19 protein-coding genes are annotated in these 17,332 nt (G+C 40.7%); 11 read left to right on the top strand and 8 right to left on the bottom strand.

Going from position 1 to position 17,332, the window contains the following annotated elements; genetic code table 11:
• Nucleotides 1–67: 67 nt before the first annotated feature.
• A complete protein-coding gene (locus FCL54_RS05680) occupies nt 68–922 on the bottom strand; it encodes a Cof-type HAD-IIB family hydrolase (protein WP_138124104.1) in 855 nt (284 codons plus the stop codon).
• A 227-nt stretch (nt 923–1,149) separates the two neighbouring features.
• On the opposite strand from FCL54_RS05680, the gene FCL54_RS05675 reads away from it, so the two are divergent.
• Nucleotides 1,150–1,377, top strand: a complete 228-nt coding sequence (locus FCL54_RS05675) for a hypothetical protein (RefSeq protein ID WP_138124102.1) — start codon at nt 1,150–1,152, stop codon at nt 1,375–1,377.
• Between the two features lie 63 nt (nt 1,378–1,440).
• Here the strand turns inward: FCL54_RS05675 and FCL54_RS05670 are convergent, their stop codons facing one another.
• Both FCL54_RS05670 and FCL54_RS05665 read right to left on the bottom strand, forming a co-directional pair.
• Nucleotides 1,441–1,791 carry a YlbF/YmcA family competence regulator gene (locus FCL54_RS05670; RefSeq protein ID WP_138124100.1) on the bottom strand — a complete coding sequence of 117 codons (351 nt, stop codon included), beginning with the start codon at nt 1,789–1,791 and terminating at the stop codon, nt 1,441–1,443.
• A gap of 107 nt (nt 1,792–1,898) precedes the next feature.
• Nucleotides 1,899–3,038 (bottom strand): DUF445 domain-containing protein, encoded by a 1,140-nt coding sequence (locus FCL54_RS05665; protein ID WP_138124098.1) that lies wholly within the window; start codon nt 3,036–3,038, stop codon nt 1,899–1,901.
• A gap of 135 nt (nt 3,039–3,173) precedes the next feature.
• Between FCL54_RS05665 and FCL54_RS05660 the strand changes: the two genes are divergently transcribed.
• The 10 genes from FCL54_RS05660 (at nt 3,174) to FCL54_RS05620 (ending at nt 12,558) form a co-directional block, all read left to right on the top strand.
• Complete coding sequence (locus FCL54_RS05660) at nt 3,174–4,523, top strand: YheC/YheD family endospore coat-associated protein (protein WP_138124096.1); 1,350 nt, start codon at nt 3,174–3,176, stop codon at nt 4,521–4,523.
• 14 nt (nt 4,524–4,537) lie between these two features.
• A complete protein-coding gene (locus FCL54_RS05655) occupies nt 4,538–5,614 on the top strand; it encodes a YheC/YheD family endospore coat-associated protein (RefSeq protein ID WP_138124094.1) in 1,077 nt (358 codons plus the stop codon).
• The gene (locus FCL54_RS05650) at nt 5,604–6,986 is read left to right on the top strand and encodes a YheC/YheD family endospore coat-associated protein (RefSeq protein ID WP_171016698.1); all 1,383 of its coding nucleotides are present in this window, start codon (nt 5,604–5,606) and stop codon (nt 6,984–6,986) included. The genes FCL54_RS05655 and FCL54_RS05650 overlap by 11 nt, the downstream gene beginning before the upstream one ends.
• Nucleotides 6,983–8,158 (top strand): YheC/YheD family endospore coat-associated protein, encoded by a 1,176-nt coding sequence (locus FCL54_RS05645; RefSeq protein ID WP_138124090.1) that lies wholly within the window; start codon nt 6,983–6,985, stop codon nt 8,156–8,158. Before FCL54_RS05650 ends, FCL54_RS05645 begins: the two co-directional genes overlap by 4 nt.
• 63 nt (nt 8,159–8,221) lie before the next feature.
• Nucleotides 8,222–8,434 (top strand): DUF5342 family protein, encoded by a 213-nt coding sequence (locus FCL54_RS05640; protein WP_138124088.1) that lies wholly within the window; start codon nt 8,222–8,224, stop codon nt 8,432–8,434.
• 79 nt (nt 8,435–8,513) lie between these two features.
• A complete protein-coding gene (locus tag FCL54_RS23830) occupies nt 8,514–8,690 on the top strand; it encodes a hypothetical protein (protein ID WP_171016697.1) in 177 nt (58 codons plus the stop codon).
• 111 nt (nt 8,691–8,801) lie between these two features.
• Nucleotides 8,802–9,698 (top strand): PucR family transcriptional regulator, encoded by an 897-nt coding sequence (locus FCL54_RS05635; protein WP_138124086.1) that lies wholly within the window; start codon nt 8,802–8,804, stop codon nt 9,696–9,698.
• 143 nt (nt 9,699–9,841) lie between these two features.
• Nucleotides 9,842–10,939: an ABC transporter ATP-binding protein gene (locus tag FCL54_RS05630; RefSeq protein WP_138124084.1), complete on the top strand. Its 1,098-nt coding sequence runs from the start codon at nt 9,842–9,844 to the stop codon at nt 10,937–10,939.
• A 181-nt stretch (nt 10,940–11,120) separates the two neighbouring features.
• Entirely contained in the window at nt 11,121–11,915 is a 795-nt protein-coding gene (locus FCL54_RS05625) for a transporter substrate-binding domain-containing protein (RefSeq protein WP_246055149.1), read from the top strand.
• Nucleotides 11,908–12,558: an amino acid ABC transporter permease gene (locus tag FCL54_RS05620; RefSeq protein WP_246055148.1), complete on the top strand. Its 651-nt coding sequence runs from the start codon at nt 11,908–11,910 to the stop codon at nt 12,556–12,558. The genes FCL54_RS05625 and FCL54_RS05620 overlap by 8 nt, the downstream gene beginning before the upstream one ends.
• 51 nt (nt 12,559–12,609) lie before the next feature.
• Here the strand turns inward: FCL54_RS05620 and FCL54_RS05615 are convergent, their stop codons facing one another.
• From FCL54_RS05615 to FCL54_RS05595, 5 genes are all read right to left on the bottom strand, one after another.
• On the bottom strand, nt 12,610–12,885 hold the full coding sequence (locus FCL54_RS05615; protein WP_138124082.1) for a hypothetical protein: 276 nt from the start codon (nt 12,883–12,885) through the stop codon (nt 12,610–12,612).
• Nucleotides 12,886–13,070: 185 nt separating this feature from the next.
• Complete coding sequence (locus tag FCL54_RS05610) at nt 13,071–13,289, bottom strand: alpha/beta-type small acid-soluble spore protein (protein WP_138124080.1); 219 nt, start codon at nt 13,287–13,289, stop codon at nt 13,071–13,073.
• Nucleotides 13,290–13,441: 152 nt separating this feature from the next.
• Nucleotides 13,442–14,794, bottom strand: a complete 1,353-nt coding sequence (locus FCL54_RS05605; RefSeq protein WP_138124078.1) for a TrkH family potassium uptake protein — start codon at nt 14,792–14,794, stop codon at nt 13,442–13,444.
• Nucleotides 14,795–14,963: 169 nt separating this feature from the next.
• Entirely contained in the window at nt 14,964–16,370 is a 1,407-nt protein-coding gene (locus FCL54_RS05600; RefSeq protein ID WP_138124076.1) for a SpoVR family protein, read from the bottom strand.
• Nucleotides 16,371–16,503: 133 nt separating this feature from the next.
• A complete protein-coding gene (locus tag FCL54_RS05595) occupies nt 16,504–17,283 on the bottom strand; it encodes a sulfite exporter TauE/SafE family protein (protein WP_138124074.1) in 780 nt (259 codons plus the stop codon).
• Nucleotides 17,284–17,332 lie beyond the last annotated feature (49 nt).

Genomic DNA, 17,332 nt, shown 5'->3' with positions numbered 1-17,332 from the left:
ATAAGGGGAGCTTTTGGTCGATAGAACGCTAAAACGGCCGCTTCCAATGAGCAGCCGAATTGTTTTTCTATTTACTTTTTATCTGGACCCTCATTTGTTTTCGAAAGACCTCTTTTACTGTGTAGGATACTCCACGCTGGTCGTTCGATCTTGTTACCCAGTCAGCTATCTTTTTCAATTCTCGCGTCGCATTCCCCATCGCCACTCCGAGTCCGACTCTTGCGATCATCTTTTTATCGCTCTCTGAATCACCGATCGCGACCATTTCATCCAGCCCTATTCCGAGCTTATCACCAAGAATACTCAGACCTCGTGCCTTCGAAACCCCTTTTGGAACAACTTCGAAATTGCATTTAGTGGACTTTGTAACATCGACTTCCGGCATACTTACTGCAAATTCACGATGTGCTGCCGCTCTTTCTTCTTCATCAAAAAAGTGCGCATCGATCTTTGGAGGTGATATAGGATTTTCTTCCACATGGTCACTTAATGTTTCAACAAAACTAACAGGATAGAAAAGCGGATCACCGATGCCGAGTGTCATTTTAGCTGCAAGGTAGTTTTTTTGCTGCACACGATTTCCGACTGCCTGCCTTTCATGAATGATGCGGATATGGCAATCGTATTTTTCAAGTATCTCTACGATTTTTGTCACTTGATCAGAAGAAAATCGCCGTTCATACACCGGCTCTTCTACTGAGGAAGCAATAAATCCGCCGTTATGGGTAATCAGGATAGAATCATCAAGTTTTACCGCCTTTGCAATCTTTTTTGCAGAGGCAAAATTTCTTCCGGTTGTTAACGTCACATACACACCTTTGTTTTTCACATACTCAATCGATTCTTTTGTTTCCCGGTCGATCCGATGATTTGAACGTAAAAGGGTACCATCGATGTCTATCGCTAACAGTCTGTATACCACGGTCATCCCCCTTTTCATAGGCTATGCTCGTTTCTACCATATCAATATGAATATTGGACCTGTCCTAGAACTACAGCCCTCCCTTTCATTCCTTTTTAACCTACTTTTTTACTATTTTATGTTTCAATTGTTTTACATAGAAAGGGCCTGGGTAAAAAGATACTAACTTAAAACAATTCATTAAAGTTGAAGCCATAATAAATTCATTTTTGAAAGGAGTGCTAATGATGACAAAAGGAAAAGAACGTATTCGCTTTGATTGTGTTGGCACGGTAGCAGAACCCCATGTGTACAAATGTCCTGATTGCGACCATGAATTCCGCGATCAAATCCGGGAAGGAAACGCCTCTTCTTTTCAGCAATATAAACTGAGCTGCCCAAGCTGCCAGGCCCATGAGCTTGTAGCACAGCAGCCAGAAACGTTTGAAATTGTTGGCGTTATTGAATGCGCTTAATGAACTCATAATTATACCTAAAGGACGAAAAAAAGAATCCCACCGATGGGATTCTTTTTCTATTTATTCTGGACTGCCATATAAATCTTCAAGCGGCTTTGTCACGATTTTGTTAATGTCTTGTATAAGCTGGCTCATGCGCTGTTCCGCTGCCATTAACTTTGAAATTGTCTCATGTTGTTGAACAAGCTGAACCTGTTGTTGTGCTTTTTGCGCTTCTTCTTCCGTGATTTGTTGTCCGGTCATTTGCTTTTGTTGCAGCTCAAGCTGCATGTTGCGGAAGTTATCGAAAAGCTGTTTTGATGAAGGATCGTTATTAACTTCATCATACATATTTTTCAATTCCACAAAATCAGGGTGATCACGAAGCGCTTTTTCCAGGTCGTACGCGTAATCATAAATATTTTCAGCCATTTTAAAGACCTCCTTAAATTTTACATCTGCTCCTGGTAAGAGCAAACCGTACGTACAAGTTGAGATTATGTACGCTTTTAACCAATACTTTTCCACTATAACAAAGATTAGCCTATAAAGAAAACCAAAACTCCCTGTATCAGTCCGATTAGCCCGCCGAGCAAAGCCCCTAAATAAGTAATCATCTTAAATTCCCTTCTTGAAATGGACAAAACCATCTCCTCAAGGCGACCGACAGAAAAGGACTCGACCTGCTGCTTTACGATGTCAGCAAGATGAAGCTGTTCCATCAATGGTTTTATTTGCCTGGATAAGTAGTCGCCCATAAAAGTAATTGCAGAAGGAACCATTTTATCAATAGCTTGATCCCTTATGCTGGCAGTGACCAACGAAAACGAGGAATCGAGAAGTTCTTCGATCGGAAGTTCATTCGAAATAACCGAGGTTACATGCTGGATAAGCTCTTCTGGATCAATTATGCCTTCCACTGCACTTACCTTGCTCCCTTTGATCCGATCCCATTCTTTATAGATAAGCTTTCTCAAAACTTCCCGTATTTCCTGTTGCTTTAACAGTCTGATTAGTTCAGGCTGGACCCTGTCAACCAGTCTCTCGTTCCCGAGAAACATGTTGATCATATTCCCCAGCATTCCCCTTTCAGCAAGAAACTTATCAATTATCAAACTCAATCGCTGTTTCCCTTCACTGGAAGCTAAATATTCGATTCCTTTTTCAGCCATCATATCAGCTAAGTTTGGAATACTGCTTTCTATTTTTTCATTCCAGCTTTCAGGGACAAGCTTCCTAAGATCCTGTTCACTGATCTCCTCATATTTTTTGCGCAGCTTACTTTCGATAAACAAAATCGATCTTTGCTTTGCAACCAAAGCGGGGTCTTCCATATCCATCCAGGCAGCCGCCATTTCACGAAGGGTTTTATCGCTATCGAGTAGTTTGCCCACTTCCCGCTGGGCGAATTCTGTCATCGTACGCTGAAAGCCCTCTTCTTTCATCTTTTTCTCTATTCCTTCAGGCGTTAATAAATGCTCCACTACCATTCTTCCGAGTTGAACAGCGAGTTCATCCCTGCGTTTTGGTATTAACCCGGGAGTAAAGGGAACTTTCCACTTTCCAAAATAGACAGGATTATATGGACGGAACAGCATCTTAATCGCCAGCGAATTAGTAAATCCACCGATTACTGCACCGACAGCTACCATAAATAATAACGTTAAAATCAGATCCATAAGACCAACCTTCCAGAACTTAATTTAAAAATTCACAATATTATCCTTGCTAACATAGTATACGATATCCGCATACGCCTATCCAGTCATAGCCTATCTACCTTATGACTAATAGAGAATAAAAGAGGATGCCTAATGACCATCAAACGAATATTGCTGCAGCCTTTAAGCGAAGACCATGATCAGGAATGGGATACCATAGATCTTTCCGCCTCTCTCGTGCGTAAATTCAGACTGTCATCCGGGAGCCGCCCGGACCTTGTGTGCGGCCATAGGCGCATCGCAGTTAACGTGGAAGCATCTAAAGAAAAAGGAATCCCGGTTATGAAATGGCACAAAAAGCTATTTGAGCATTTTTCACTACCAATCGAAGATTATCCGCTGCATATATTTTATAACAAATCAAAAAATGAACTGAGCGTAGGGCCCTTCTTTTGTATCCTGACTACTCGGCATAAAGACGATTCACAGCCGTTAGGAAGGCTTGATACATTTTGCCGGGAGATGGCTGAATACGGTAAAAGAAGACACGTTGCATGCTATGTAGCTTTTCTTGAGGATTGGGAGGATAAGAAAACATTATGCGGCTTTTGGCCGGGAGAACAGCAGGAAAGAAAAAAAGTTCCGATTCCTGACCTGGTCTATAATCGCATCCATTCCCGAAAAAAAGAACGATCTACCGAAATGAAAGCATTCAAAAAATACTGCAGTAATCACTCTATCGAAATCTTTAACGATCATTTTTTAAATAAATGGGAAGTGCATGAAATACTTAATAACCAGGATGAACTGGCCCCATTTCTTCCCGCAACAGCACTGTTGGACGATTCGGATACGATTGAAAACCTTCTGGAAGAACACCAGCATGTTTTTTTAAAACCAATACACGGAAGCCAGGGAAAGTCGATCATAAGGATTAGAAGCGAGGAAAGATATTGCCTAGAGTATTCTACTTTCAGCGGCGAAAAAAGATTAGAACAAAAAAATCTGGCTGTTCTAATAAAAGCCATCAAGCACCGGATTGGCAAAATCCCTTATATCGTGCAGCAGGGAATCGATTTGCTACTCGATAAAGATCGTCCTATCGACTTTCGTATTCTATGCATGAAAGTGAGAGATAACTGGGAGATCGCTTCAGCAGTAGCACGCATTTCTAAAAAAGGATTCTTTGTTTCGAACCTCGCTCAGGGCGGGGAACTTAAAAAAATGGATGAAGCGTTAATCTTCTTCGAAAAAAAACAGGCTGAACAAATCAAGAAATGCCTGCTGGAATTAGCAGTGCAAATTGCTGAAATCATTGACCGTGAAGTAGATGGCCATTACGCAGAACTTGGAATAGACCTTACTGTAGATCATAACGGTCATCCATGGTTAATCGAGATCAATACAAAACCATCTAAAACAGAACAAACCAGTGATACCTCCTCCATCCGCCCATCTGTTAAAGCATTGGTTAACTATTCCCTTTATCTCTTCTGCAATTAATTGAGGTGATTCGATTGGCAACCCTGGGTATTTTATACAGCCGTCCTGGCCAGGAAGAAAATTATTTTACTGAACTTGGGAAAAAATCAAAAGACTACGATATCAAAGTAGTTCGGTTCATGCCAGAAAATGTTGAGCCCCATTCCCAAACAATCTTCGGCGAAGAATTCGATCGCCGTACTCAATCCTGGGAAAAGAAACAGTTCCCTCCTCCTGATTATATTTATGACCGTTGTTTTTACAGTTCCCGGCAAAAGCTTTTGCATATGAAACCTTCAATAAATTGGTTAAAAGAATGTACTACTTTTATTGGCAATGGCTTTCGCAACAAGATGGAAGTTTACATGGCCGTTTCTGCTGATGAAAAGCTGGCGTCTTTCGTACCGCACACCACTTTCGTTGAATCGATTGAAACCATCTTTAATAAACTTACTAATAAAACTGCCATCCTTTTAAAACCAAACCAGGGTTCGCAGGGAACTGGAATATGCAAAATCGTTAAGAAAAGCCATACTTTTACCGTATCCTATCAAAAAACCGGCCGGGTGATACACAGGAACTTTCACAGTAAAGCGCAGCTTAAGTCATGGCTAGATAAATACATTTTGACCGTGCCATACCTGATGCAGCCATACTTACGGTTAAACACACCAGAGAACCAACCCTTTGATCTCAGAATTGTTATGCAAAAGAAAGCTTGCGATGAATGGGCAGTGCAGGGAAAAGGACTGAGGATAAGCACTCCCGGCAACCTTGTATCTAATTTACACAGCGGCGGATCGGTTTTTAATTATAAAGAATGGGTTTGGAAGCACCCATACAAAGATCAAATCGAATCTTCCATCAACATTATCGAGCAAGAGCTGCCTGGATTGCTTGATAAAAAGCTGGGCCCTTTGTTTGAAATCGGCATCGATATAGGAATTGAACCAGAGGGCAGGGTCTGGCTGCTTGAAGTAAATTCTAAGCCAGGGCATCAGGTATTGCTTAGCACAAATAGAAAAACATCTACCATCCTGTATGATGCCCCTCTCCAGTATTGTGCATTACTTGAGGATAAACGAAAGGAGCGGCAATCTAATGAAGCTTGAAGAACCGCTAATGCTTAAAAAGGACCTTGATTCATCCAATACACTCTTTGTTCCGGAAACACTGTTTGAAACCTGGACGGAACAACGAACTTTCCCTGATCACCTTTCCTTTGGCTCAAAAACTGCTTTTTGTAAAATCGATACCATCCCTGGGAAAAAAGAAGCGTTGTTATTGTCAGCTGATCTATGGAATATTCTCGGTCTCCCTTATGAATTTCCCGTCCATTTATTTCAAAAAGGCAAATCATTGCATATCGGGCCCCTCATCGGTATCTATACAGCCGGATTCACCTCAGACCTTTTACGGCCTGTCGGTGACAGAAGCCTCTTCTTCGCCAAGCAGGTTTCAGCCAGTAAACACACAGGCGGTTATGCTTTCGTCTTTGGCTCACATCTTATTAACTGGGATTCAGGAACCATCAAAGGATATTTTCATACAAAGAAAGGATGGCAGCAAGCAGAAGTTCCAATGCCAAACGTCATATATGAACGGCTTCCTAACAGAAAAACCGAACAGGCTGATATTACACAGGAAGTACTTCAAAAGCTAAAAAAGGACTACTTTATACCCTTATTTAATCCCGGTTTTTTTGATAAGTGGGATTTATACGAAAAACTAAAAGATGACCAGCATGCCATTCCATATTTGCCTGAAACAAGGACCGCACCTGAGGTGAAGGATATCCGGTCAATGCTCAATATCTATGAGCACGTTTACCTAAAACCTGCTCGGGGAAGCCTTGGAATCGGCATTCAACAAATCATAAAGCCGCAAAACGATTATTACTATTATTGCCGTTTTCGCAAGGATGACGAGAACCGGTTGAGAAAATATAAATCATTGCCACAACTATTGGCTAACCAGTTTCCAGAAGGATTACTTTCTCAGCTTCTTGTTCAACAAGGAATCCACCTGATTCGAAAAGACCATCGCCCGATCGATTTTCGGGTCCATACCAATAAAAACAAATATGGCAACTGGGAAGTCAGTACCATCGCTGCAAAAATCGCGGGTACCGGCAGCCTCACCACCCACCTGAGTTACAGCGGGGAAGTAAAGACAATACCTGAATTGGCAAAAGAAATCGACTTACAAAAAGAGGTATTTGATAACCTGCAATCAGCAGCTCTCACTCTTAGCCATATTATTGAGCGAAAAACAAATGGGATTGTTGGAGAGATCGGATTTGACTTCGGCGTTGATAAAAGTGGAAAGGTCTGGCTCTTTGAAGCAAATTCAAAACCCGGCAGAGCAATATTTAAACACCCGCATCTTCAGAAAGAAGAAGCAAGGACCCGCATCTTGCCATTAGAGTTTGCCCTCTTCCTTTCTGAGGCTTCTATCTTAAAGAAAAGCGCTGCAGTAAGATGACTGAAGTAATTTTTGATGCTGAGAACAATAGCTGGAACCAGACGAGCGAATATAGCCGGCTTGTCTGGGGATTCCAGAAGTCTTCGATCGGTCCACTCTCTCATTATACGCCGGGGCCTTCTTTCTCGGTAAAACCAGAAGTCCAAACCATTTTTCCGCTGGTCGGAATTCTTTCCGCCCCGGCTCCTGGCGGATTTACAGGAAACAAGCCTCTTTTTAAAGCGATTCAGCAATTGCTTCAAAAAGAAGGAGGCATGTCTTTTGTATTCACTCCAACAGAATGCATGGCTAAACAGATAGATGGCTACTTTTATTCCTTTTATGAGAAAAAATGGGTCAGTGCCACTTTTCCTGCCCCTAATATTGTATATAATCGAACTTCTATAAGAGAAAGTGAAAAGACACCATCTTTTTTAAAGACTATCCAATGGCTGAGAGAGAACAGTATTCCGTTTTTTAATCCTTCCTTTTTTACCAAATGGGACTTATATTCGGTTTTAAAAGAGAATACTTTTTTAGCTAAGCACCTGCCTTTTACTATTTTAGTCGATACAGAAGAAGATTTTACAGCATTTCTTAAGCAATACAGAAAGGTTATCGCAAAGCCGATCAACGGCAGTAAAGGAGATGGCATCTTTTCCATTTCTTTATTGGATAATCACTCTTCCTTGATCGAGACTCATGCAAATAAAGCCTCGTGCGGATCGGCAGAAGAGATATGGAAAAAGTTAAATGAACTTTTTCGAGTAACTCCGTACATTTTACAGGAGAAAATCGCACTCAATACGATCGGCAGCCGACCTTACGATTTTCGCATTCTTGTACAGCGCCCGGATAAAAATTGGAATATCACCGGGATAGGCGTGCGTTGCGGTAAACCAGAAAGTATCACCACACATGTTCCCATGGGAGGAAAGATTTTGCCGCTTCACACTGTTAATCCTCCTGTAGATGAAGAAATAGTTAGTTCACTTGCAAAGGCTGTCGGCACCACCCTTGAAGATCACTTCGGGCTGATCGGAGAGTTTTCAATGGATATAGGCAGGGATTCCAGTAATCACTACTGGATTTTTGAGGCAAACGCTAAGCCGATGAGATTCGATGAAAGAACCATTTATAATAGGTCGCTCCAAAATTTAACTGATACCTTTCGTTCATTTGCTGCAACGTAATCTTCCTCCTGTGCTAAACTAAGATTAAACAATCTTTGGTTTAGATGTCAGGAGGCTTTTTAAATGTTTTCGCATTTTCAGATTAAAAAAATTGGGAACTCTCCCGTTAAGCCCCACTGGGAATTTTCTTTTTTTTACCAGGGTGCTTTCTATAAAGGATTATACTCTCATAAAGGAGAGATCGAATGGTATGAGTCCAGTCCAGCTGAAGAAATCGCAAAGAAATTAGAGTCGCAAATCCATGAAATGATGCTGTTCCACGTGTATGAAAAGTAAAAATTGATCTATATCGCCTTCATATTGCTCTATCCTGCCGGTTATACTAAGCATATCCCAACAGAAAGGGGTTCCAGCAATGGATGAAACAAAAGGTTCTCAGTATGAAGGCCGCGATAAATACTTTATGGATATTGACAGAATGACCAATGAAGGGATGGCTGGAGGTTCTGTATTCCAGCGATATGAACATCCCCAGATTAGTGATGTAACTTTAATCGAGGAAGAAGAACCGCCATTAAAGCGAGGTAAATAATTGATCCCTCTCCCCTGGTTTAATATGCCGGGGGTTTTTTATATCCCTTATTGTTAACCGTAAAACTTGATATACTATAAGCATCTTACATTATAAAGGTGAGGAATCACTATGTTAGTTGATAAATTAAAGCATTTATATAGCCAGGATGTTGTACAGGCGCTGCCTAAAAATCCCGAGGATTACCTCTGGATAAAAACAGGCGATGGCGAACCGATCGGGATTCGAAAGTCCAGGCTTACAAACCAGGAGGAAACCCTGCTGCGAACACTTTATCCCGGTGAACCTCCACATGGCGCTCTTGACGAAGAACAGAGTAAGTGGTCGCTATTTTTATACGGGAGAAAAACGGATGGACTACAGATAGAAGAAATAGATGCCGTTCGGTTTATTCATTTTGATATGAAAGAAGCATCACTTGATCACAGTTCTTTTGAAGAAGCTATGCAGGGAGCATTCCCTTTTCCTTTTTTAACGGTCTGGGAAAATGAGAGGAAGGGTGTTATCATCCAACAAGAAGAAGCGGATTATGAAGATGAAACTGACTCGATCATCGCAGCATTAACCGCTGACTTTTACAATGAACTATCTTTATATATCGGGCAAGAGTTAGACGAGATTAAAAGCTTTTCTGAGTTTTTAAGGCAATTTGACCTTGAACAAAAGTGGTTTGAAATCGCCCGCGAATCCCTTCCGAAAAAAGTGGTTTATCACCACTACGACATGCTTCCGTATGTTATCTACCATGACACAAGTGCAGAAACACTGGCATACTTAACCGGGTTGCTGGAATCGGTCAAAACCGAAAAAGAGCTATTATACAGTATCAAAGTTTATCTTGAGAACAATATGAATATATCTGTCGCATCGAAAAAGCTTTTCATCCACCGAAACAGTCTGCAATACCGGGTGGAAAAGTTCATAGAACGAACCGGTATCGATGTAAAAACGTTCAAAGGAGCTTTGCTTGTTTACCTCGCCATTCTAGCAAGAGATATGAGAGCTTGAATTAGCTTTTTTAAACACAATGCACAAAACGGGCTGCCTTTTTTGTGCACGCTACCAATTGTCCCTCCCTGCAGGTAAGGGTAAACTTGAACTACAAAATCGTTAACGAAAAGTTCTGTATAAAAAACTGGGGGGAATAATACATGGCAGAGATTAAACTTGAGCACATTTACAAAAAATACGATAATAAATTTGAAGCGGTAAAGGATTTTAACCTGGACATCAGGGATAAAGAATTTATCGTATTTGTTGGACCTTCAGGCTGTGGAAAGTCAACTACCCTTCGTATGATTGCAGGCCTTGAAGATATTTCTGACGGCGGCCTTTACATAGGTGACCGTAAAGTAAATGACGTAGCGCCAAAAGACCGGGACATCGCGATGGTATTCCAAAACTATGCCCTTTATCCGCACATGAATGTGTATGATAATATGGCGTTTGGACTAAAGCTCCGTAAGTTCGATAAGCAAGAAATCGAAAGAAGAGTAAAAGAAGCTGCAAGAATCCTTGGTCTTGAGCAATTGCTCGATCGTAAACCAAAAGCATTGTCAGGCGGCCAGCGCCAGCGTGTTGCATTGGGAAGAGCAATCGTCCGCGATCCTCAGGTATTCTTAATGGATGAGCCTTTATCAAACCTTGACGCCAAGCTTCGTGTTCAAATGCGCGCAGAGATTTCCAAGCTTCACCAGCGTCTGCAAACAACTACAATTTACGTTACGCATGATCAAACAGAAGCTATGACGATGGCTACAAGGATTGTCGTTATGAAAGACGGCGTCATTCAGCAGGTCGGTTCTCCAAAACAAGTTTACGATACACCGGACAATGTGTTTGTCGGAGGCTTCATCGGCTCTCCTGCAATGAACTTTTTGAACGGGCAACTTGAAGATAGCCATTTTAAGATGGGCAATATTAAAGTAAAAGTACCTGAAGGAAAATTAAAGACCCTTCGTGAAAACGGATATGCTAATAAAGAGGTGGTCCTTGGAATTCGTCCGGAAGACATTCATGATGAGCCTGTGTTTATAGAGTCTTCCCAGGAAACCAAAATCACCGCAAAAATTGATGTTGCCGAGCTAATGGGTGCTGAAACTTACCTTTATTCAAAAGTGGCCGACCAGGACTTCATCGCCCGTGTCGATTCACGCACTGACATTCAAAACGGACAAGACGTAGAATTGGCATTCGATATGCATAAAGCTCATTTCTTTAACCCTGAATCAGAAGAACGAATTAAATAGTTTTTGTAGAGCAGTCTCCCATAGGGAGACTGCTTTTTTATTTTTCCATTAACACAGAAATGAAAAATACTTCTTAAGGGCATAAATTCTTATGATTGACATCCTACCATGATACCCATAAAATAAAGTTTGTAATTCGCATGTGTTTAATCGGAATTAAAAATAAAAGGAGGAATTTCTTTTGAAGTTTAACAAGAAATTTATGATTGCTGCTTTGACCGCTCTATTAATTTCTGCTCTTTCAGCTTGCGGCAGTGGTAATGACGATACGGCAGAAAACAATGGTGGTAATGGAGATACGAAAGAAGTATTGACCATCGGAACAGAAGCAACTTATCCCCCCTTCAGTTTTCGAGGAGATGACAATGAAATAACCGGTTATGACGTAGAGGTTGCAAGAGAAGTTGCCGACCGTATTGGAATGGAAGCAGAGTTCAAACCTACGGAATGGAAAGCAATGCTTGAATCATTAAGAACAGACCGCTTCGACATGGTGGCAAACCAGGTTACCATTACTGAAGAACGTAAAGAAACTTTTGATTTCTCAATCCCATATACTGTTTCCGGTGGACAGGTAATCGTGCATGAAAATAATAAAGAAATTAATGGACTAGACGATTTGAAAGGAAAAGTGGTTGGAACTACCCAGGGAAGCAACTATGCGGATATCGCAAAAGAAGCCGGGGCTGAAGTTAAGTTTTATAAAGGTGCGCAACAGGTCTTATCTGACCTTAACGACAAGCGTATTGACGCTGCTCTTAATGACCGCCTCTTCATTCTTGAAGAGCTTCCAAAAACTGGCTTTGACTTAAAATCAGTTGGAGATGTCTTTAATAAGAACGAGATGGCGTTTGCATTTAACAAAAGCAACGATGATCTTGTTAAAAAAGTAAATGATGCTCTAAAAGAAATGAAAAAAGATGGCACCCTTGCCGATATTTCTAAAAAGTATTTTGGAGAAGATGTAAGTGAATAATTTACATGTCATGCTGGATTCTTTGCCCTTTCTACTTGAAGGGGCAAAGAATACAGTTATTTTAAGCTTCTTTTCGATCATCGGAGCGTTAGTTATGGGGCTTGTAATTGCACTATTGAGAATTTCCAGGGTGAAACTGCTGGATTATTTCGGCAAGCTTTATGTATCATTTTTTAGAGGCACCCCGTTATTAATTCAGCTGTTTATCTTATATTATGGACTGCCATCCATCGAAATCAGGCTTACAGCATGGCAGGCTGCTTTTCTGGGGCTGATTCTGCACTTCGCCGCATATATATCCGAATCCCTGCGAGCTGCAATTGTCTCTATCTCTAAAGGACAGTGGGAAGCAGCGATGTCTCTCGGAATGGATACAAAGTTAATTTTAAAGGAAGTCATCCTTCCACAGGCATGGAGAAGAGCGATACCTCCAGTATGGAATTCATTGATCGATATCGTCAAAGCTTCTTCTCTGGCTTCAGTTGTAACGGTATCGGAATTAACCTACAATGCAGACCAGATGGCAGCTGTAAGTTACAAAGTCATGCTTATTTTAATGGAAGCGGCCCTCATATACTGGGCGTTAACTACGTTCTTAAACGTTCTACAGGGCGTTTTAGAACGCAAATTGCAAATAAAGTGATTCCGGCCATCGAATTTTTTCATGAGCCGGAATTTTTTTCCTTCCCATCCGTTATTCCTTTCGAAGTGCTTCCTCTTCAGACCACTCGCTTATTAGTCTCACTTCTTTTGTATCGCACTCAACACATATGAATAAATGAGGGCATTGATGCGTTTTCGTATTGTCAGGAAACCCATCGGCAAGCTTTATTTCTTCAATGGGCTCATATGGGCTGTAATCATCATAATAGTCATGGATTCTTCCCATATCAGCCATCAACCTGTGGCATTCTGGACAGTGGACTTCTATATTTTTTAAGCCATTGCATAAAGGACATTCATATTCCATCTTCTTTTCCTCCTTATCGGAAGTTACTATGTATGTTCCATCTTTTTTTTGTAGGAAAACATGTTATTGGGGATTCTAGTTCGTGAGGATTTTCCTTTGATTAAGGAATATAGGTCGGTTCAACCACGGTCCAATTTAAAAGAAGGGATGGAAGATTCCATCCCTTCACAGCCATTAGTATTCAATTAGCGATATTGACCGCCACTCATTTGTTGCTGAGCAAGAGATACTAGACGCTTAGTAATTTCTCCTCCAACAGATCCGTTAGCACGAGAAGTAGTGTCAGCACCAAGGTTCACTCCAAATTCTTGAGCGATCTCATATTTCATTTGGTCGATAGCTTGAGCAGCACCTTGTACTAGCAATTCGTTGTTGTTGCTGTTGCGTTCGTTTTGTTGAGCCATGTGTATCACCTCCTCTTGTAATCATAGTGTGTGAAATCGAGCATTTTATATACAGAAATAAGTTGGAAATTGTACCCAATACAAATAACAGCCTATCACCATTCATATAAATCCTGTAAAAAAAGCAAAAGAACAATACAATGTCCTTTTGCTTAGCCGATAATAACCCGTTCAACCGGGTAACGAAATCTTTCTCGTATTAAATTTCCCCTGATCATAAACAAAAATGACAAGATACCAATCCGTCCGATAAACATGAGGATTATAATTAATATCTTTCCAATTTTGCTCAAATCTGGCGTGATCCCCATCGAAAGCCCTGTTGTTCCAAAAGCTGAGGAAACTTCAAAAACAATAGAAGTGGTAGAAAAAGGTTCGACGATCGCAAGGATCAAGATTGACAAGCTCCACAACAAAATAGCCACGGAAAAAACTACAAATGACTTGTGAACATCTTCTTGATGGACTTCTCGTCCAAAAATTTTAATAGTGTCTTTCCCTTTCGCAAAAAAGAAAATGGCTAACAATACAATCGCAAAGGTGGTGGTTCGAACTCCGCCTCCTACACTGCTTGGGGAAGCTCCGATAAACATGAGGGCAGACATCAGCATCTGTGTTGGATTACTGAATTCATTTACATCCATCGTCGCCAATCCGCCGCTTCTGGTTGTGATCGATTGAAAAAAGGAATAAAAGAAAGACTGGTGCCAGGACTTTTCACTAAAAAAGCTGTTCATCTCCATGATCCAGATTGCAAAAGTTCCAAAGGCCACAAGTATTAAAAAAGTCATCGAAGTCAGTTTTGTAAACAATGAAAATTTATAGGGAGTTCCACTTTTCCTTGAAAACAAGAACTCTTTTACCTCGATCAAAACAGGGAAACCTATCGCCCCTGTAACAATCAAAAGAATGTGGATAAACTGTACAAAGTAATCGTCAGCGAACGTTTTCAAGGATTCCCCGGTAATATCGAACCCTCCATTGGTCGTAGCACTTACAGATGCAAAAAAACCATGTAAATAAGCTTCCTGCCAGGAATCATAAAACTGCAGATAATAAGTCCCTAGAACAAGTGCTCCTATAGCTTCTATAATAAAAATCAAACCGATTATATGCCTCATTAATTTCACAAGCCCCGAAAGCGTTGATTGGTTTTGGTCAGTCATAATCATTTGCCGTTCCTTCAGGCCAATTTTTTTCCCGATCAACAACCAAACAAAGGTGCTCAGCGTCATAACTCCTATTCCACCGAATTGGAGCACAAACGCCAATATAAATATACCTACAATATTAAATGTATCAACCGTAGAGACCACCGTTAAACCCGTTACACTAACTGCACTAACAGCAGTGAATAATGCATCTATCAGGGATAGCTCTACTCCCGGTTTATGTGCAATCGGAAGACTTATCAAAAATGTTGATAAGAGTACTGCAATTAAATAAAACAAAACCACTAATTGCACAGAAGATAAGCGGATTTTACGGAATCGATCTTTAAGCAAACCTCTCACAACCCTTAATCAAGTCATACCTCTAATAGTATCGAAAATTGTTTTATTGTCAACAAACGCCTTTATTTAGTTTTAACTAAGAAAACTCGACCATCCTCCTCTGCTAAAAAAGTGATACTTCTATACAATAAAAAAACGCGGAAATTTCCGCGCGACAATTTTATATATACCTTCGATGAATTTTCTTTCCATCATAGCTAAATACTACTTCTTTGTCTTCAATAACAGACTGAAGATGTATCGGCCTTCCCCATAGTTGATAAACATAAGGCATTACTTTCTCAAGATATTTAATATCCAATTCGATCCCCTCATAGGAATGGTTTAGATATAACTCCCCGCTTTTTAAGTAATCCCCATCTGTCACGGTTAAATAAGGAAAGCCTCCGTTAACCCTCATGTTCACTAATTGGTCCCGGACATTTTGCCAATCTTTATCAGTGATACGATAATCTCTTCCTTTCTTCTCAAACAAATACAGATCTTCTTTCTGCACCAAATCTTTTGTTAAGTAATTCCTTATAAAGGAAATATCAGATTCTATTTCCCGCACTTCAAAGATTTTTTCCCTTCCGCTTCCCGGTTTAACTTCACGCATTCGCATTTCTTCAGTTGGTTCGTTATAGATGTCCTCGATATGTTCAAAAATTTTCAGTCCCAGATAGTAAGGGTTAATTCTCGTTCTAGAAGGCTGGACAACGTTCGCATTTAATTTGGCAAATTCTACGGATTCATCTGTGGTAAGGTCCAGTTCCCTTAAAATACGCTGATGCCAAAAGCTCGCCCAGCCTTCGTTCATTACTTTGGTCTCAAGCTGCGGCCAGAAATAAAGCATTTCTTCTCGCATCATCGTTAAAATGTCGCGTTGCCATTCTTCGAGCTCTCTGCTGTACTGCAGGATAAACAGCAACAGATCTTTTTCGGGGTGAGGAGGAAACTTTTTTTTCTTTTTCTTTGTACCTATGTCTTCCTCCTGTTTTCCGTCTAACTTCCAGAGGTCTTCATACGGCGACTCTTCCTTTTTGGATGGAGTTTCTTCTTCTTCCAGGTCGTAATTAAGTTTCGGCCTCATGATCGAAGGATCAATATGTTCCTGAATAGAAAGAACGGCATCAAGAAAACTTTCTACTTCATCTTTCCCATGGACCATTTCATAATAAGCTACTCGCTCAGCGGTTGCGGTCATGCTCTCTACCATATCTCTTCTTGTGTTTGAAAAACGCTGATTATTTTTGAAGAAATCACAGTGGGCAAGAACGTGAGCAATAATGAGCTTATTTTGAATTAAACTGTTGGTATCGAGCAAAAAGGCATAGCAGGGATCGGAATTGATAACAAGTTCATAAATTTTGCTCAATCCCAAATCATATTGAAGCTTCATGCGGTGAAATTGCTTACCAAAGCTCCAGTGTGAAAATCTTGTCGGCATTCCATAAGCTCCGAATGTATAAATAATATCAGCAGGACAAACCTCATACCGCATCGGATAGAAATCCAGTCCGAAACCTTTTGCAATTTCCGTTATTTCTTCTATAGCATGCTCAAGGGTTTTATTATTTGATGTCATGTATAACCCCTCCTTACTTATTGTCCCTTACAACAATGTATGAGGAAAAAACATTGTTCATGATGAGAGGGGGAAGTAATCTCTATTTTTTCACCAAAGAAAAGCCGCTTTCGAAGAGAAAGCGGCTTTTCTATCAACCGAGTATATCCATCCAGATTTTAATCGATGTTCCTAAGATCAATAGAGCCAGAATCCATTGAAGGATTTTAGTATTCACTTTCTTTCCTGCATTTGCCCCAAGAGGAGAAGCAATTAATGAAGCAACAATCATTACAGCTGCCGGGATGAGCAGAACCTGGCCTGTTGCGACCTTACCTACTGTTGCTCCGATTGAGGAAATAAACGTGATAGCCAGTGATGAAGCGATCGTCATACGAGTTGGTATCTTTAATACTACCAGCATGATCGGAACCAAAATAAAGGCTCCTGCCGCTCCAACAATACCCGCTCCGATACCAACGACAAAGGCGAGAACTGCAGAAAGCCATTTGTTAAATTTCACCTGGTCCAGAGGTAGTTCATCGATCCCTTTTTTAGGCACGAACATCATAATAGCAGCGATTGTTGCCAGTATGCCGTATACGAGGTTAATGGCACCCTCGGACAGCATTTTAGAGCCATATCCTCCGATGAAGCTACCTGCAAGAATGCTGACCCCCATATAAAGGATTAGCGATTTATTCAAGTATCCCCCTTTACGATATGCCCAGACACCGCCGATCGTAGCAAAGAAGACCTGCACTGCGCTGATCCCGGATACTTCATGGGCTGAAAACGCTGCAAACCCAAGTAATGGTGGGATATATAATAACATTGGATATTTAATAATCGAACCGCCGATTCCGACCATTCCAGAGACAAATGAACCAATAAAGCCAATTAAGAAAATCGTTATGATAAATGATATATCCATTTGAATTCTTACTCCCCTTTCCTATCCTCACTTTTTTTAAAAAACGTTT

The organism is Exobacillus caeni (genome assembly GCF_005747095.1).
GTDB lineage: Bacteria > Bacillota > Bacilli > Bacillales > Guptibacillaceae > Exobacillus > Exobacillus caeni.
This window is presented reverse-complemented; position numbering and strand designations above follow the sequence as displayed.

Coding starts and splice junctions, on each gene's coding strand:
- FCL54_RS05675 (WP_138124102.1), top strand. CDS start 1,150: ATGACAAAAGGAAAAGAACGTATTCGCTTTGATTGTGTTGGCACGGTA.
- FCL54_RS05670 (WP_138124100.1), bottom strand. CDS start 1,791: ATGGCTGAAAATATTTATGATTACGCGTACGACCTGGAAAAAGCGCTT.
- FCL54_RS05665 (WP_138124098.1), bottom strand. CDS start 3,038: ATGGATCTGATTTTAACGTTATTATTTATGGTAGCTGTCGGTGCAGTA.
- FCL54_RS05660 (WP_138124096.1), top strand. CDS start 3,174: ATGACCATCAAACGAATATTGCTGCAGCCTTTAAGCGAAGACCATGAT.
- FCL54_RS05650 (WP_171016698.1), top strand. CDS start 5,604: ATGAAGCTTGAAGAACCGCTAATGCTTAAAAAGGACCTTGATTCATCC.
- FCL54_RS05645 (WP_138124090.1), top strand. CDS start 6,983: ATGACTGAAGTAATTTTTGATGCTGAGAACAATAGCTGGAACCAGACG.
- FCL54_RS05640 (WP_138124088.1), top strand. CDS start 8,222: ATGTTTTCGCATTTTCAGATTAAAAAAATTGGGAACTCTCCCGTTAAG.
- FCL54_RS23830 (WP_171016697.1), top strand. CDS start 8,514: ATGGATGAAACAAAAGGTTCTCAGTATGAAGGCCGCGATAAATACTTT.
- FCL54_RS05635 (WP_138124086.1), top strand. CDS start 8,802: ATGTTAGTTGATAAATTAAAGCATTTATATAGCCAGGATGTTGTACAG.
- FCL54_RS05630 (WP_138124084.1), top strand. CDS start 9,842: ATGGCAGAGATTAAACTTGAGCACATTTACAAAAAATACGATAATAAA.
- FCL54_RS05615 (WP_138124082.1), bottom strand. CDS start 12,885: ATGGAATATGAATGTCCTTTATGCAATGGCTTAAAAAATATAGAAGTC.
- FCL54_RS05610 (WP_138124080.1), bottom strand. CDS start 13,289: ATGGCTCAACAAAACGAACGCAACAGCAACAACAACGAATTGCTAGTA.
- FCL54_RS05600 (WP_138124076.1), bottom strand. CDS start 16,370: ATGACATCAAATAATAAAACCCTTGAGCATGCTATAGAAGAAATAACG.
- FCL54_RS05595 (WP_138124074.1), bottom strand. CDS start 17,283: ATGGATATATCATTTATCATAACGATTTTCTTAATTGGCTTTATTGGT.